Source organism: Microcoleus sp. AT8-B5, assembly GCF_036705565.1.
Taxonomy (GTDB): domain Bacteria; phylum Cyanobacteriota; class Cyanobacteriia; order Cyanobacteriales; family Microcoleaceae; genus Microcoleus.
In genome coordinates this window covers 73,209-88,767 of sequence record NZ_JAUBUY010000002.1, presented here as the reverse complement: position 1 = coordinate 88,767, position 15,559 = coordinate 73,209, and the positions used below count along the sequence as shown (strand labels likewise).

The following is a 15,559-nucleotide window of genomic DNA, read 5'->3' as shown; positions in this document are numbered from 1 at the left end:
ATAAGCAACTACTATTCACTTTGGTAAATTCATAGGTTTTTATGCCACTATAAATGTTAGAGTCTGGCACTTATAATTTTCTAATATCATGTCCTATCGATTAACCATAATATCCCGGTCGGGGCGGGTTTTTGAGATTGTCAATTATTGACAGGTATTGTTCTGAACCCGCCCCTACAAAAATCGCGGTCGCTCGACCGGACATGATATAGTCCAATACGGTTCAGTTAAGCTCGATCCCCCCTAGCCCCCCTTAAAAAAGGGGGGACAAGAAATTACTCTTGCGTCCCCCTTCTTAAGGGGGATTTAGGGGGATCTCGCCCGGAATAAATAGTTTTAACTGAACCGTATTGTGATATAGTCTGTATTTTAAATAACTATTAAAAATCAAAAGGAAGCTGAAATATAGATAATTTTTCAGCTTCCATTTTGAATTGATTTTGATTAATTTAACGCAGACCCAGCCAGGTGAAAAAATCCTGGCGGGTGAAGAATTCTAGCAGCAAAAGTCCCACGAACCCCACCATCGCAAATCGTCCGTTGATTTGTTCGGCGTAGGCATTCCACCCAAAGGCTGGTTCTGGTTTTGGGGTATTTGGGGTTGTCGGTTTTGGGGATGGAGGAGTTTTAGCAGTCATTTAAAAGTTTTAAGTTTCGAGTTGTGAGTGATGATTTTGGGGAAGCTTTGCGATCGCACAACTTGTAATTTACCAGGAAAAGGACAGCCGATCGCTAATCTGCTGACTTTTCTAAACTTTGAACCGATTCGATCAGATTTCGCACGGTTTCGGTACCTTCTGAAGGCTCAAAAAACAGCGGGAACTTGCCGCGAGCGATCATTCTCAAACCCAACGGGCCCAGACTCAGCAAACCTTTAACATCGCGGAAGTAGTTTCCTACTACTTCGATGCCAAATTTGCGCTCGTCTATCCAGCCCCCTTCTTTGACGAGATTGATTAAAACTTTGCGGTGGCGGATCGATCGACTGGCTTGGTCGTCTTTGCGATCGAGAATCTCTTGTTTAATCTTACCAATTTGATCCATCGGCGCAACTTCCATCGGACAAACCGAGTTGCAGTAGTAACAGCGCGTGCATCCCCAGACACCTGCGGTGCCTTCGTTGTATTTTTCCAGTCGATTTTCGGTTTCGCTGTCGCGGGAGTCGGCGATCGTGCGGTAAGCTTTGGCGAGGGCGTGGGGGCCGACAAATTCCGGGTTGACTTCGCGGGCGTTGCACTCAGAATAGCACGCACCGCAGAGGATGCAGTTGCCTGTTTGGTCGAGTTTCGATCGCTCTTCTGGAGTTTGCAGAAATTCCCGTTCTGGAATTGCTCGCGAGGCGGTGCTGATATATGGTTCAACTGCTTCTAGGTTGTCCCAAAAACTGGTCATGTCAACAACCAAATCTTTAATGACCGGCATATTTCCCATTGGGGCGACGGTGATTTCTGGGATGAAATCAGTAGGCATTTCTGCTGAGCTGGAAGCAGCTATTTTTTGCAGTCTTGCGAGTTCGCTGGCCACATTTTCTTTGCACGCTAATGCCGATCGACCGTTAATTCGCATAGAACAACTGCCGCAAATTGTATTACGGCAATTTTTGCGAAAAGCTAAAGTGCCGTCGTGTTCCCACTTAATACTGTTGAGGCAGTCAAGGATGGTATTGCTCTCTTCCACATCTAGGGTGTAAGTGTGAATCCGGGGAGCCTCGTTTTGATTTTGGCGCACTACATTAAAGCGGACTTTCATATTTTGATTAAGGAATTTAGTGTTTATTTTAAGCTGAATTTTTGCACTCTCTAGAAAGCTCTTATTTTTTTAACAACTATCTAAAGTCAGAAATTTTTATTTTTTTTTTCATTGTTTGATAAACATCAATAATTCTCAAGTTATAAATCCTAAATTGCCAATTTTTTAAGCGGATTTGTGAGCTATTAATTGGAGATGAAAGTAATTAATCGCTACAACTCGCTAGTCGGAGGTGCGTGATGTCCAGCTTGTTTGTATTAACTTTTATGTTTTCCACACCTGCTTTTTGTCTGGGTCTGCTAAATCCTCAATGGGTGGGACTGGGAACTCGCAAGCGATCGGCTGCCTTGTACGGCGGGTTGATGGCAGTTTCGTTCGTTTTGCTTGGGGTTACAGCACCTAAGACGCCACAACCAGTTTCATCGGGGCTGCTGGCCTCAACTGAATGGCCAGAATTTAAGGTCAGCGCACCTTTGCGCTGAACGTAGCTGGGTATGCCTCTCACTTTTTTGGTAGCATTACAAGAAATTTTACCAGGAATTACGCCCGGTTGGGCCTACAAACTTAGTTTTTTAACTACCAGCCGGGAAGTCCCGGGCGTATATTCAGAGGGGACGCATCTGAGCGCTACGCCCCGTACCCCGAATGAATTACGCCCGCGTGATGAAAGGCTCGTCGGGTGTAGGTACGGAAACCGACAATTAGACATTGCGAGTACCTTTAACTTTGATGTACTTTCTAACTATTAAATCGAAAAAATGGTACATTAAAGTAGGTGGAAAAAAAGAAGTTTCCCATGCAACTAACATACAAATACCGCCTCAAACCCACACAAACCCAATTAGCAAAAATTGTGGCTCATCTAGAACTCGGTCGTCGGCAGTACAACTACCGACGGGCGTCAAAGATTCAGATGGTGGTCAGCCACGAGAACGCCCGTCAACGCCTGTCCCTTGATTGTTTCGATAGTCCCTATTGAGGAGATTTATCAAAACATTCCTTTGACGAGAGTGCAGACTAGGGATGGTAGAAAAAAGGATGAATTAGGTAATCCTTTGACTAAAAAGGGTGACATTTTCTCGAACATTGAAGGCGGTTATGTGCAGTGGCAAACCATACAGCTTGCCGACCTGAAAAACACTAAAAAACTATTTCCTGATTATAAATTGTTGGATGCACAGGTTTTACAAGATGTCCTCAACAGGGTGGAAACTTCCTTTTCAAATTTCACCACGCCGGACAAAAATGGCAATCGTAGGGGCCAACCCAAGTTCAAAGGGTTTCACTACTACAAATCTTTCACTTATCCTCAGTTGGACAATTTAAATATTGTCAAGGACGAGCAAAATAGGATTTGTATTAACCTCGCAAAAATAGGTAAGCGTGCCTATGGTCTTTCACCGCCCCATACCAACGGGTTTCAAAGTTAAGACGGGTAGTGTTATCTCAGAAGCGGATGGGTGGTATATTTCCCTGACGCTAGAAGATAAGACGGTTCCTGTAACGGTTGCAGAAATTCAACCGACTGATGAAAACACTGTTGGTATAGATTTAGGAATAACTAATTACGTTTATCTTTCTAATGGCGAAAGAGTTGATAATCCTAGATTTTTGAGGAAGTCTGCCCAGAAGCTGGCAAGACTTCAAAGGAAGCTAGCTAACCGAGTTAAGGGTTCTAAGCCTTGGAAAGTTATCAAGGACAGAATTTCTAGACTTCATCAGTTCGTAGCCAGAGCTAGATTAGATTTTCAATTTAAAACGGCACATGATCTATTCGGGAAATGTGAAGTTTTAGTTGTTGAAGATTTGAGCGTCAAAAATCTGACTAGACGCGCCAAACCTACAACAGATACTGAGAGTGGTAATTTGGTTTATTTGCCCAACGGTCAATCAGCTAAAAGTGGCTTGAATAAATCCATGCTTGATGCTGCTCATGGGCAGTTCGCCAGCGTCCTAAAATATGTCGCCGGGAAATTGGGTAAAAGCGTTTTGTTTGTTGATCCGAAGGGAACTTCTCAACATTGCTGGAACTGCCTAAATAAAGTTCCGAAAGAATTATCGGATCGGTGGCATTCCTGTCAATGTGGGGAATCATTGGATCGAGATGAAAACTCAGCTAAACTTATTAGAAAGATTGGTCTGAGTTACGAAAGTGGCGGGGGAACTCCGTCACTCAAAAAAGCATGAGCAAAAAAGGAAAAAGAAGCCTGCAGTCTAACTGTACTCAGTTGACCGTCAGGTTAGTTCACCTCCTTTTATGGTTGAAATTCTGATTTGGAGTTTGATGGTTGGCAGTCTCGGCTTGGAGGCTGCGGTTGTGGGTATTTTGGTGAGCCACGAGCAATGGGATGCGGGGCAAAAATGCGATGAGGAGGAGGAAGTTTTGACTCGGTACGAATCTCAAGATGGTAATTTTAATGCGCCTGAAAATGCGCGATCCAAGGGCAATCCCAAATCCGATCCCAATTCTGTTGATTTGACGGTTTGGGAGTACAAGATTGTGCGGGCTAGCAACGATTTGTTCCGCAATCCTGCGATTTTTCACAAGCTATGCGGTGAAGAGGCGGAAGTTGGCTGGATTTTGCTCGAAAAGCTAGACGACAGGCGGGTGCGGTTCAAACGTTCGATCGCGCTGCGGGACGCCCCGATGCCTAATTTACCAACGTTTGACCCTTACCGCACTCATTACGGCCCAATCTCGACTGCGATGAATTGGGCTGTGGCGATCGTGTTTCTGAGTGCGATCGTGCTTCCTGCTGTTTTGGGCTATGCTTTGGTGTCTACCACTCTCACCAGAAGTCGCTCTAATTGGCCTCCGGCACCTGTTCAATCTTTGCCTTCTCCCAGCGAGCCAGCAACTAATAAGTGAAACCTTGGCAAATTGTCGATCGCCCTTTTTGCAGCCTGTTTTATAGCAAGTCTAAATCATTTGTCAACTAGATGTTTTTTACGAACCGCGAAGGCGCAAATACCGCGAAGAAATAGAGGAGAAGTGATATCGTTTCCGGTTGCATCGGAATGATTTAACCGCAGAGGGCGCTCCAGAACGCAGAGGGGGAGAATACAGAGATGAATACAGGACGATGCTACCGGATTTGATATGAGGAGAAGTCTGGGTTCGTTTGACTGATTTAGGCTTGCTATATACGTTATTTTGATTTTAAATTTGGGGCGGTATTGCTGAGGGAGCGGCTAGCAATCTCAAGTCATAATTTGTATCGCCTTGAAATTGAGAAACGCGGACGAAATAAGTCCCCGCAGGCAAAGCCCCATTACTGACAATTGTTTCTGAAGACGTGCCTAAATTGTTAGACGAAGCAATAATATCGTCTAATCCAACGGCGCCGTTGCCGTTCAGATCCTGAATTAATTCAACATCAACATCTGCACTCAAACCGTCAAAAGTTACACTGAAAAGGCTGGGAGTATTGAGGATGAAACTGTAAATGTCGGCTGGTTCAGCATCTCCCACAAAATCGCTCGCCGTTTGAATTTCTGTGAGAATGCCCAAGCTTTTTGCTGCGTTCAAATTGTCGGCGGGATCGGGGAGAGTGCTCAACAATCCTTCTTGTTGACCGAATTGAATGTAATGGTCGATCGCACTTTTAACTGCGCCGCTATTGACTGCTGCTGCTACCAGCGGATATTTTTCTAGATAAAAGCTGGGATCGAAGAAAATGCTGGCTTTGCGGTTTTCTAATTGACCGGCTTTGAAGTAGTGTTCAAATGGGGTAAATTGATTGGTTTGGACTGCAGTCAGCACGTCTGGGTTGCTTGTTAGATAAAAATTAACATCGAAGAATGGGTTGGGGTTGCGTAGTTCAAATTGACCGAATCTGATAAAGTGATCGGCCCCTGAAAAGCCATTGAGTTTGGCTGATACCGCTACATCTGTATTGGTGTCTAAATAATAGCTGGCGTCGAACAGGGCATTCGGGTCGCGATTTTCAAATTTGCCAATTTTTCGGTAGTGATCGAAGGGACTCGATACCGTGCCTCTGGCAACTGCTACGGCGACATCTGGGTTGTTTTCGAGATAAAATTTGCTGTCGAACAGTGTTCTGAGGGTTAGCATTATTAAAAAAATCTCTCTGGACTTTAGTCTGGAAATTGCACGATCGAGAATCCAGTTTACATCAAAGTTTTGTTTTGTGAGGATGTCTTAATTATGGCTAAATCTGCACTGATGGCAATGCTGCGCCGCGCTGCAAGCATTGCCCAGAAATCAAGGGAAACGGGCATTCCGGCTGATGAACTGCTGGGGATGCTGACAGATCGCATTCCTAATTCTGCCATATCTCGGCGCCGCTTGCTGCACGGGGGTTTAGCTGCTGCGGGGGCTGCCGCTGCTGCGACTTTTACCAGGGAGGGAGAGGGAGCTTTTGCTCAACAGGGTGGACGATCGCCGATTTTGGTTGTGGGTGCGGGAATTGCTGGTTTGACGGCGGCTTATCGCTTGCGCCAAGCGGGTGTGCGTGCCGATATAATCGAGGCAACGAACCGCGTGGGGGGGCGGATACGCACTATTCCCAAGGTGGCTGGAACGCTGATTCCGGCGGATTTGGGGGGAGAATTTATTGACACCGGCCACACTAATTTAATCTCGCTGGCGACGGAATTGGGTTTGCGGGCGATCGACTTAGCCCAAGTGCAGAGTGGATTGGTGAAGGATACTTTTTTCTTTCAAGGACGGCGCTTTTCTCTTGAGCAATTAATCGCGGAATTTGCGCCACTAGCGAGTAAAATTACTGCTGATTTGCAGGCGGTTGGCGATGAAATTAGCTATCTTGATTTTACAGAAGCAGCGGAAAGATTGGACAATCTTTCGATCGCTGAATATGTAGACCAAGCCGAGATTAGCACGATTGTCCGGCAGTTACTCCGCATTGCTTACACGACGGAATACGGTCGAGATACCGAGGAGCAGTCGGCGTTAAATCTGCTGTTTTTAATCAGTTCTGAAGCGGGCAGTTTTGAATTGTACGGCGACAGCGATGAGCGCTATCAAATTGACGGCGGCAACAGTCAAATTATCAACCGTTTGGCGGGTCAATTGTCTGGTTCGATCGAGGCGGGGACGGTTTTGGAAGCGATTACTCTTTTGCCGGATGGCCGCTATCGCGTAAATTTGCGATCGGGACTAAGCGCGTTCGATCGCACTTACGAGCGAGTTTTGTTAACTTTACCGTTCAGCACTCTGCGAGACGTTAAAATTAACGTACCTTTGCCCCAACCAAAGCGCAGGGCGATCGAGCAATTGGGTTACGGTACTAATTCTAAGTTAATTACTGGCTACCGCAGCCGCATTTGGCGGGAACCTTATCAATCGACGGCTTCTGTTTATAGCGATTTAGGATTCCAGAATACCTGGGAAGCTACGCCTTTCGCTCCTACTCCTAACGGTTTAGTTACTAATTTTACAGGAGGAAAGCAGGGTTTGTCGATCGGTGCCGGCACTCCAGAAGACCAAGCACAAAGATTTTTGAACCAATTTGAAAGAGTTTTTCCCGGAGTGAGAAATTTGCGATCGGGCAAAGCTGTGCGAGCATATTGGCCGGGAGAACGCTTTTCTAAAGGTTCTTATTCCTGCTATTTAGTAGGACAGTGGACGCAAATGTACGGCGTTGAAGGCGAACGAGTTGGGAACTTATATTTTGCCGGGGAACACACTTCGCTGGAAAATCAAGGTTACATGGAAGGCGGTTGCGAAACTGGACAAAGGGCGGCTGTTGAAATCTTGCAAGATTTAGGTTTAATAGCTGCTGCTGATGCTGTGAATACTCGAACTGCGAGCAGTTTGAACAATCGCCGTCCCAGCCGGAAAATTCCCGGAGCGCGGAATCTTAGGAATAGAAAGCCGAGTATTAGATAATCTCGTCAGGTGTACATCTAATTCTTGTGGGCCGTTGCTCCTAGCCCGTGCATCTAATTCTTGTGGGGAGTAGGGGTTGGGCTTCTAGCCCGCCCAAAAAATTAAATTAGTCATGAGATCCACCATACATAGAGATATGCAAACGTAAAAAATATATGAATTATCATGTACAAGTTATTGCCAAAAAACATGATTATTTTACCTTTCACAGTAGCTTTATCGAGTTTTCTAATCTCGCCGATATCTGCTATTCCTTTGCTGGCAGACGCTACAAATACAATGGCTCAAAAATCACCAGTTGATGAGCCATTTTGCTACATGAAAACTCCCGAAGGCAAAACAGTAGACTTGGGCAAATTGTGCGAGAAACAGCCAGCATCTGGAACTTCCCAAACTTGCATTACCGGTTCCAACATTGCTGCAAAAGTTTCAATTGCGGCGGCTAATTATGACGGTAACTTTTTCAGCGGTCAAGTGCTTAATCGAGGCTGCAAAACAATCAAGAATGTCAAAGTTAATTATGAAGTTTTGGACGAGTCAGGCAATTTAATTGACAACGGATTTATCTACTCTCAACCAGTTACTCTTGCACCCGGACAGTCAGCCGCTTTTCGGGGTGAAGTTGTCGAGGGGGCTCAGGTACTAGCGACTCATGCAGACGGGCAAGAATGATTGTTGATAAATGGCGACCCACTTCCAGAAACCCGATCGAGGTTATAGTAAGGTGCGTCGCTTTGAGATTGTCGCTGTTTTTGAAGATTGTAGATGGCGACGCACCCTACAGCAACTATTCCATGAGTTTTGAGAATTAGTATTATTTACCGATCGCTGTTATCATATTCTGGCTCAGATATCTCTATGACTTACGCAGAGATCCCCTCGCATCCCCCTTCAAAAGGGGAACTTGCAATAATAATCTTGTCCCCCCCTTATTAAGGGGGGTTAGGGGGGATCGAAGTTTGAATATTCTTGCAGAGAACCCCAAAAACAGAATTTGCGAGGGCAAAATATCTTGAAAACTCGATCGACATACTGGCAAATCTTACCCTACCTCCGTCCCCAAAAACAAACCATCGGTAAAGCATTAGCTTGTACCGTAGTATTTACCATATTTTGGCCGATTATAGCGTGGCTAGTTGGCGAAACTGCCAAATTTATAGGTAAAGGAGATTTACAAGGGTTCGCTCAAATTGCGGCACTCAGCGCCATTATATTTCTAATTCGCGGTACAGCCCAGTACGGTCAAGATACGCTGATGGCAAAAGCTGCTTTGACTATTGCTTTGGAAATCCGCAAAAAAGTTTACTCCCACCTGCAAAAACTCAATCTCGGCTACTTTGAAACAGCCAAAACCGGAGACTTATCCTACCGCCTCACCGAAGATATTGACCGCATTGGCGAAGTAGTAAATAAATTTTTTCATCAGTTTATCCCTTGTGTTTTGCAGCTAATTGCGGTTCTGGGATATATGATTTATCTCAACTGGCAATTAACTCTAGGTGCATTAATTATTGCACCGCTGATGGCTATTTTAATTGGCTGGTTTGGTGAAAGACTGCTAAGTTACTCGCGCCAAAGTCAAAATCGCATCTCTGATTTATCTGCTTTGCTGACAGAAGTATTCAGCGGCATTCGTTTAATCAAAGCATTTGTGGCTGAAGACTACGAAATTGCCCGCTTTGCAGAAGAAGCAGAACAAAACCGCCGCGCTAAGTATTTGTCAGAAAGAATAAAAGCACTTCAGTTCGTTGTAGTTGGCTTTCTGGAAGCGATGAGCGTGATTTTGCTCTTTTTCCTGGGAGGTTGGCAAATTTCTCAAGGAAATCTCACAGGTACTCAATTTATAAGTTATATCGCAGGGGTGGCACTGTTAATTGACCCCATTGCTATCACAACTGCTAATTACGGGGATTTTAAGCAGGGAGAAGCTTCTAGCGATCGCATTTTTGAATTATTAGCAATTGAACCCGCTGTAGTCGAAAAATCGGGTGCAATTGAACTTCCCCACGTTACCGGAAAAGTCGAATACCGCAATATTAATTTTGCCTATAACTCAGAGACACCCATTTTACAAAACATGAGTTTGCTGGTACTTCCCGGAGAAATGATTGCCCTCGTGGGCGCATCCGGTGCGGGTAAAACTACTTTAGTAAACTTGTTACCCAGATTTTACGATCCGCAAGCGGGACAGATTTTAATTGACGGTATTGATATTCAAGATGTCACCTTAAATACTCTGCGGAGGCAAATCGGAATTGTACCGCAAGAAACGATTTTATTTTCGGGTACAATTGCTCAAAATATCGCTTTCGGTCAATCTTATTATGAACTGAAAGATGTGCAAAAAGCTGCGGAGATTGCTAACGCTCATCAATTTATTAATGAGTTTCCCGATGGCTATCAAACTTGGGTAGGAGAAAGGGGTGTAAATTTATCTGGCGGGCAAAAACAAAGAATTGCGATCGCCCGTGCAGTTTTGCTCGATCCCAGAATTTTGATTTTGGATGAAGCGACATCGGCGCTGGATTCGGAATCCGAAGGTTTAGTGCAGGAAGCGCTGGAAAGATTGATGCGCGATCGCACGGTGTTTATTATCGCGCACCGCTTGGCTACTGTGCGGAGAGCCGATCGTATTTTAGTGTTGGAAAAAGGCAGAATTGTCGAATCTGGGACGCACGAGGAGTTGCTGGAAAAGGGATCTCGCTATGCTGGCTACTACGCTCAACAGTTTAGTCAGTAGGCTACTTTAGAAACCGGGTTTTTGGCCGTTTCTGCTGGCCTCAACCAAGTATTATCTAAAAAACCCGGTTTCTGACTACTCGTGGGTAAGTGATGTTCAGGATAACTCTAGTAATAATGTCATTCTTAAGCCTCTCTAGTCTCCAAAGGAAGCTGATTCCTGACTAGCATAAAGTCATCCGCGAACATATTTAAACTATCAAAAAAAGTTTGCCAAGTATTTTCTTTGGAGATTAGGACAATAACATCTCCTATTTTTTTGACATACACTTCATTTCCTGCCAAATGAAATTCTTTAGGTAATATGACTGTCTGATAGTCATCAGCGATCGATAATTTAGCCGTATTCATTGTTTTGCCTCCAGAGTGATTTAACTTATATTTTAAATTGACTCTCCGCTTGCTCCAACTATATTCTAGCAGAGAAGAGTAGATATAGATTCGGTTCAGGTTTTTTCTATTTGACTGTCGCATGAATGCGATGATGTAGATGCAGATTAAGGGTAAACCCGCAGTCCGGCAAGGGTTGAAACCCCTGCCTCAAAGCGAAAGTCCTCTAAAGAGGACTAATTAATTCTTTAGTCCTCTTTAGAGGACTTTCGCTATTAGACAGGGAATTCATTCCCTGTCGGACTTAGTGGAGTGACAGCCTTTGCGACGATTAATTTTCAACAGCCCCTAAAGCTTTGAGCGTGGCTTTTTCAACTTCCGTTAAACCCGTAACTCCTGCAATATTCATGTTTTCATAAGGTCTGTCACTTTTCAATATTTTGAGGCACTCACCAGTCTCAATATCCCAAAGTCTAATTGTGCCATCCCGACAGCAAGCAGCAATAATTTTTTCATTTGAACTGAAGGCAACAGAGTTAATTCTACTGGTATGACATTGCAAAATTTTTAGACATTCACCTGTACGAATATCCCATATTCTTACCGTTCCATCTACACTTCCACTAGCAACTATTTCACCAGAATAACTAAAGGCAACTGAACGTATCCAATCAGTATGCCCCTGTAAGATTTGGAGGCATTCACCACTGCGAACATCCCATAATCTTACTGTTCGATCGACACTTCCACTGGCAAGTATTTCACCGTTCTGGCTAAAGGCGATCGCGCGTGACCAACCCGTATGCCCCTGTAAGATGTGGAGGCCTTCACCAGTATGGATATCCCACAGCCTCACCGTTCCGTCAAAACCTGCACTGGCAAATATCTCACCCAAAGGACTGAAAGCAGCCGAGTATACAGAATTGTTATGCCCGTGCAACGTTTTGAGACATTCGCCAGTACCGATATGCCACAACCTCACCGTTTGTTTGTAACCTGCACTCGCAAGTATTTCACCATTTGGACTGAAGGCGATCGATCGTGTTTCATTGTCAACTTCTGGCAAAGTATGAAGGCATTCACCGCTGCGAATATCCCATACCCTCAATGTTTCGTCATAACTGTTGCTAGCAAGTAGCTTACCATTTGGACTGAAAGCAACCAAGTCTACCCGATCGAGATGTCCGTGCAAGATTTGGAGGCATTCACCACTGCTGACATCCCACAGCTTGACTGTTTTTTCATCATCGCTGCTGGCCAGCATTTCACCGTTGGGGCTGAAGGCGATCGACCTTACTTGATTGCTATGCCCTTGCAGCGTATTCAAGCATTCACCGCTGTTAATAGCCCACAGCCTCAGCGTTTTATCGTAACTGCCGCTAACAAGTATTTCACTGTTTGGACTGAAGGCGACTGACCCTACTCGATCGTTATGCCCTTGCAAAGTATTCAAGCATTCACCGCTGTTGATATCCCACAGTTTTGCTGTGCAATCCTGACTTCCACTTGCGAGTATTTCGTCCGAAGGACTGAAGGCTATTGACCGTACATGACCGAAATGTCCCTCCAAAGTTTTGAGACATTCACCGCTGCCGATATTCCACAGCTTCACTGTTTCGTCGCCGCTGCCGCTAGCAAGTATTTCACCAATAGAATTGAAAGCAACTGAAAACACGTTTTTAGTATGACCGTGCAAAATTTGCAGGCATTCACCAGTGTGAATATTCCACAACCTTACTGTTGTGTCGCTGCTGCCACTGGCAAGCATCTCACCAGCAGGATGGAAAGCCACTGAAAACACACTTTCAGTATGACCTTGCAAAATTTGCAGGCATTTACGCGTGCGGATATCCCATAACCTTATCGTGCGATCGAAACTCCCACTAGCGAGTATATTTCCATCAGGATTGAAGGTGACAAACATTACTGATTCGGTATGTCCCTGCAACACTTTTAAACATTCACCACTCTTGACATCCCATAACTTGATTGTTTTGTCATAACTCCCGCTAGCAAGTATCTCACCGTCAGGACTGAAGGTCACTGACTCCACCACGTTGGTATGTCCTTTACAGGTCAATATTTCTCTGCCACTGCTAGCTTCCCACAAGCGAACTACGCCATCGCTATCACCTGTAGCTAACAGTTTGCCATCAGGACTAAATATTACTGACCGAACACTGCTGAAGATTTTAGTAAAATCAGAATTAGCTAAATTTGCTTCAGCAAAATTGACGTGGCGCAGACTAGCATTTGTAAAATCAGCACCTAAAATAACTGCACGAGAAAGGTCTTTTGCTTCTAACGCAGTTCGATCGATTTTCACCAACAGCGTCGCCGCATTCCCTCCCACATAACCTACCTCACTTTCAGTTTTTCCCCGCGTTGCTTCCAGAATTTCCAATAATTCCTCCGTAGCTGCCCCTACATCGAGGCAGGGCCGGCACGAGGGTACAGCCCCTACCATTGGTAACAACAAATCCATCACAGCTTTAGTCAGCCGCGCTTGTCCGAAACTCTGAAGAAGTTGCCCTAAATCTTCAGCAACAAATCCTTTTAAAGGCGCGATGAGTTCATTCTTATTTCTCTTCTCTGCCTGAAGCCGACAGTAATTAGACCAAGTGTACGATCGAGGTTCTGCATCAGGATTGACACAAGACTGTTCCGGCGCAACTAATTCGGTAAAATCTGCGGCCAAAACTCCCAATTCTGCTGCAAATTTGTAAGCGACAAAAAACTCTAATAACGAACGATGGGCTGGAGTATAATCCCCATCTGCATTGCGGATTAGCATCGTTTGACCCATCATGTCATAGTGCCAGTGGTCTAAGTCTTTTTCCTCTTGCACCACGGAACCAAACAAGCTGCGAATGCGATCGGGAAAACCGCGATAATTGAGACTCATTTGGTCGGTAGACAGCATTTCCCAAGACAGTTCGCACAAAAAGTAAAGCTTATCTGCCAAAGAAGTAAAAGTACGTTCTGCTTTGATATCTCTCTCTATCTTCCGCCGCACCGCATACAGATAAATCCGCGACATATCTACTGGTTTTCCAGCTTCAATATCCGGCAATGCTTCCAAAATTAACTCGGTCATCACCGGGCGACGCGCTAAATCCAATAGTTGCGGGTTTCCCATCACTTTTTTTACAGTCGCCGCTTCTGTTTGAAATGACAACGCTTGCCCAATTTGTTCGTCGTTAAATTTCTCTAATTCTAAGACTTCAAATTGGGGAGTTTCGCCTGTTAAAATGGTTGTTGATGCTTGCAGTTCTGCATTGAACAATGCCCGTCCTTCCTTGCCTTCAGGAAAGTGTTCGGTACGGCAAGTCAGGATAACTTTTGCGCCGGGAACGACGGCTTTTGCTAGTTCCCAGAAGTTGTTGATGGTTTCTTGCCGATCGCACTTAGCGGCCATTTCATCAAAACCATCGAAAATCAACAAAAATTTACCCATCCGATTCAGTTGTTCAAAAGCCGAATAACCCGCCAAAGGTATCTCGTGCTTGCGAAAGAAAAACTCAGAAAATAGGGACTCCACACTAACAGCTTTCGCGTAATCTCGCAAAGGAATTACTAACGGCAAACGCGGACGTTCCAAGCCGCGCTTTTGAGCTTCTTTGTAGCGTTGCAGCGCCATCCAAGCATAGTGCATCGCAAACCAAGTTTTGCCGGTTCCAAATTCTCCTAAAACTGAAATATGTTCTTTTACTGGGTCATTCAACCACAGGTCAATATAACCTTCGATCCAGCCATCTCGCCCGTCATAATGACTCACGCCTATCTTGCGGTGAGTATCGGGGTCAATTTCTTCTTTCGTACAAGCTAGCGGCACATATTTGGTATCAATTTCTCGGCTAGTAATTTCTGTTTCTAGCCAATCCAGATAAGCGGTAAAATCGGCATCTTGGTCGAGTAATTCATCAAACGTATAGCAAGCTAAATTACGATTTTCGTCTTTCTCTACCTCATCCCGCGCGGCGCGACTGATGCGGCGGGCGGTGACTAACCATCCTTCATCGGTGCGCTGTTTTTCCACCGACTCGCGCAAGGCTGAGATGTCTCTGAGTCCGGCTTCTCCGGCAATTCCGCGCACTAAAATGCGATCGTACCGATTGCGTCTGACAGGAACATTGATAATCCATTCAAAATAGTTATCCTCCGAGATTTGATAGGTTTCAAACTTATAACTTAATGTTTCAAACCACCCGCGAACTTGTTGTGATAAAATAAAAGCTTGAGACTTTTGAATATTAGTTGATGCTGCTGCGGGAAGTGCGGGATAATCTTCAGCTTCCAGTCGTGCAAATTCGGTGCGAATTCCTTCGATAGTGGGGAGGCGTTCGATGCGATCCATTACCATAGATAGGCGTTTTTGCAAAGAGGCGATCGAATTTCCCATCATCACATCTCCCAGCGTCCGCGTCCGCTTTGCTACTTCCATAAACACGGCGGCAAATGCCATGAATTCCCGTCTGGGGTCAATGCCTAAATCTCGAATTTCTTTGCCTAAAGCACTCTCATTCAGATATTCATCGCCTGCTTTAATTAAAATGGCTGGGCTATCGGACTCGAAGGCTTTGCGAAATGCTGATTCAATCTCTTTTTGGCGAAACAGTTCTAAAATCTGCTTGGGTTTGCCAGCGCCGTATTCTACTAAAGTATAAACATAAACTCCGCTAAAATCTGCGGGCGGAGCATCCGGGTCGAGGTTAAATCTTTTTAAGATTTTGATGACAGTTTCGTTGCGCTGAAACTTGTCTTTGATAGTGCCGAAGGGAATTGTCGTCAGGATACTGATAACTAAGTCGAGACTAATTAGCATGATTTAGGCTTTCCTGTTTTTCCGTGGAAGTAATGCTCAAATCT

At 44.9% G+C, this 15,559-nt stretch carries 13 protein-coding genes; 8 read left to right on the top strand and 5 right to left on the bottom strand.

Features of this window, described 5'->3' with window-relative positions; translation table 11 throughout:
- Positions 1-449 precede the first annotated feature (449 nt).
- Entirely contained in the window at positions 450-638 is a 189-nt protein-coding gene (locus QUB39_RS01825; protein WP_333051883.1) for a chlorophyll a/b-binding protein, read from the bottom strand.
- Positions 639-732: 94 nt separating this feature from the next.
- Positions 733-1,749, bottom strand: a complete 1,017-nt coding sequence (locus QUB39_RS01820; protein ID WP_333051881.1) for a succinate dehydrogenase/fumarate reductase iron-sulfur subunit — start codon at positions 1,747-1,749, stop codon at positions 733-735.
- Positions 1,750-1,988: 239 nt separating this feature from the next.
- Here QUB39_RS01820 and QUB39_RS01815 point away from each other — a divergent pair, with 239 nt between their 5' ends.
- The 5 genes from QUB39_RS01815 to QUB39_RS01795 all read left to right on the top strand — a co-directional run bounded on the left by QUB39_RS01815 (position 1,989) and on the right by QUB39_RS01795 (position 4,618).
- Positions 1,989-2,231, top strand: coding sequence for a hypothetical protein (locus QUB39_RS01815; protein WP_333051877.1), 243 nt, complete (start codon positions 1,989-1,991; stop codon positions 2,229-2,231).
- Positions 2,232-2,545: 314 nt separating this feature from the next.
- Positions 2,546-2,728 carry a helix-turn-helix domain-containing protein gene (locus QUB39_RS01810; protein ID WP_333051874.1) on the top strand — a complete coding sequence of 61 codons (183 nt, stop codon included), beginning with the start codon at positions 2,546-2,548 and terminating at the stop codon, positions 2,726-2,728.
- 76 nt (positions 2,729-2,804) lie between these two features.
- On the top strand, positions 2,805-3,179 hold the full coding sequence (locus QUB39_RS01805) for a hypothetical protein (RefSeq protein WP_333207716.1): 375 nt from the start codon (positions 2,805-2,807) through the stop codon (positions 3,177-3,179).
- Positions 3,139-3,936 carry a transposase gene (locus tag QUB39_RS01800; RefSeq protein WP_333240422.1) on the top strand — a complete coding sequence of 266 codons (798 nt, stop codon included), beginning with the start codon at positions 3,139-3,141 and terminating at the stop codon, positions 3,934-3,936. Before QUB39_RS01805 ends, QUB39_RS01800 begins: the two co-directional genes overlap by 41 nt.
- Before the next feature lie 70 nt (positions 3,937-4,006).
- Positions 4,007-4,618, top strand: a complete 612-nt coding sequence (locus QUB39_RS01795; RefSeq protein WP_333054474.1) for a hypothetical protein — start codon at positions 4,007-4,009, stop codon at positions 4,616-4,618.
- A gap of 291 nt (positions 4,619-4,909) precedes the next feature.
- Here the strand turns inward: QUB39_RS01795 and QUB39_RS01790 are convergent, their stop codons facing one another.
- The gene (locus QUB39_RS01790; RefSeq protein WP_333054475.1) at positions 4,910-5,824 is read right to left on the bottom strand and encodes a PPC domain-containing protein; all 915 of its coding nucleotides are present in this window, start codon (positions 5,822-5,824) and stop codon (positions 4,910-4,912) included.
- Between the two features lie 93 nt (positions 5,825-5,917).
- Between QUB39_RS01790 and QUB39_RS01785 the strand changes: the two genes are divergently transcribed.
- From QUB39_RS01785 to QUB39_RS01775, 3 genes are all read left to right on the top strand, one after another.
- A complete protein-coding gene (locus tag QUB39_RS01785) occupies positions 5,918-7,621 on the top strand; it encodes an NAD(P)/FAD-dependent oxidoreductase (RefSeq protein ID WP_333210217.1) in 1,704 nt (567 codons plus the stop codon).
- Positions 7,622-7,810: 189 nt separating this feature from the next.
- Positions 7,811-8,293, top strand: coding sequence for an FxLYD domain-containing protein (locus QUB39_RS01780; RefSeq protein ID WP_333054477.1), 483 nt, complete (start codon positions 7,811-7,813; stop codon positions 8,291-8,293).
- Positions 8,294-8,633: 340 nt separating this feature from the next.
- The gene (locus QUB39_RS01775) at positions 8,634-10,361 is read left to right on the top strand and encodes an ABC transporter ATP-binding protein (RefSeq protein WP_333210213.1); all 1,728 of its coding nucleotides are present in this window, start codon (positions 8,634-8,636) and stop codon (positions 10,359-10,361) included.
- A gap of 125 nt (positions 10,362-10,486) precedes the next feature.
- On the opposite strand, the gene QUB39_RS01770 is transcribed toward QUB39_RS01775, so the two are convergent.
- Together QUB39_RS01770 and QUB39_RS01765 are read right to left on the bottom strand one after the other, a co-directional pair.
- A complete protein-coding gene (locus QUB39_RS01770; protein WP_333054479.1) occupies positions 10,487-10,711 on the bottom strand; it encodes an AbrB/MazE/SpoVT family DNA-binding domain-containing protein in 225 nt (74 codons plus the stop codon).
- Between the two features lie 310 nt (positions 10,712-11,021).
- Complete coding sequence (locus QUB39_RS01765; protein WP_333210211.1) at positions 11,022-15,515, bottom strand: WD40 domain-containing protein; 4,494 nt, start codon at positions 15,513-15,515, stop codon at positions 11,022-11,024.
- Between the last annotated feature and the right edge of the window lie 44 nt (positions 15,516-15,559).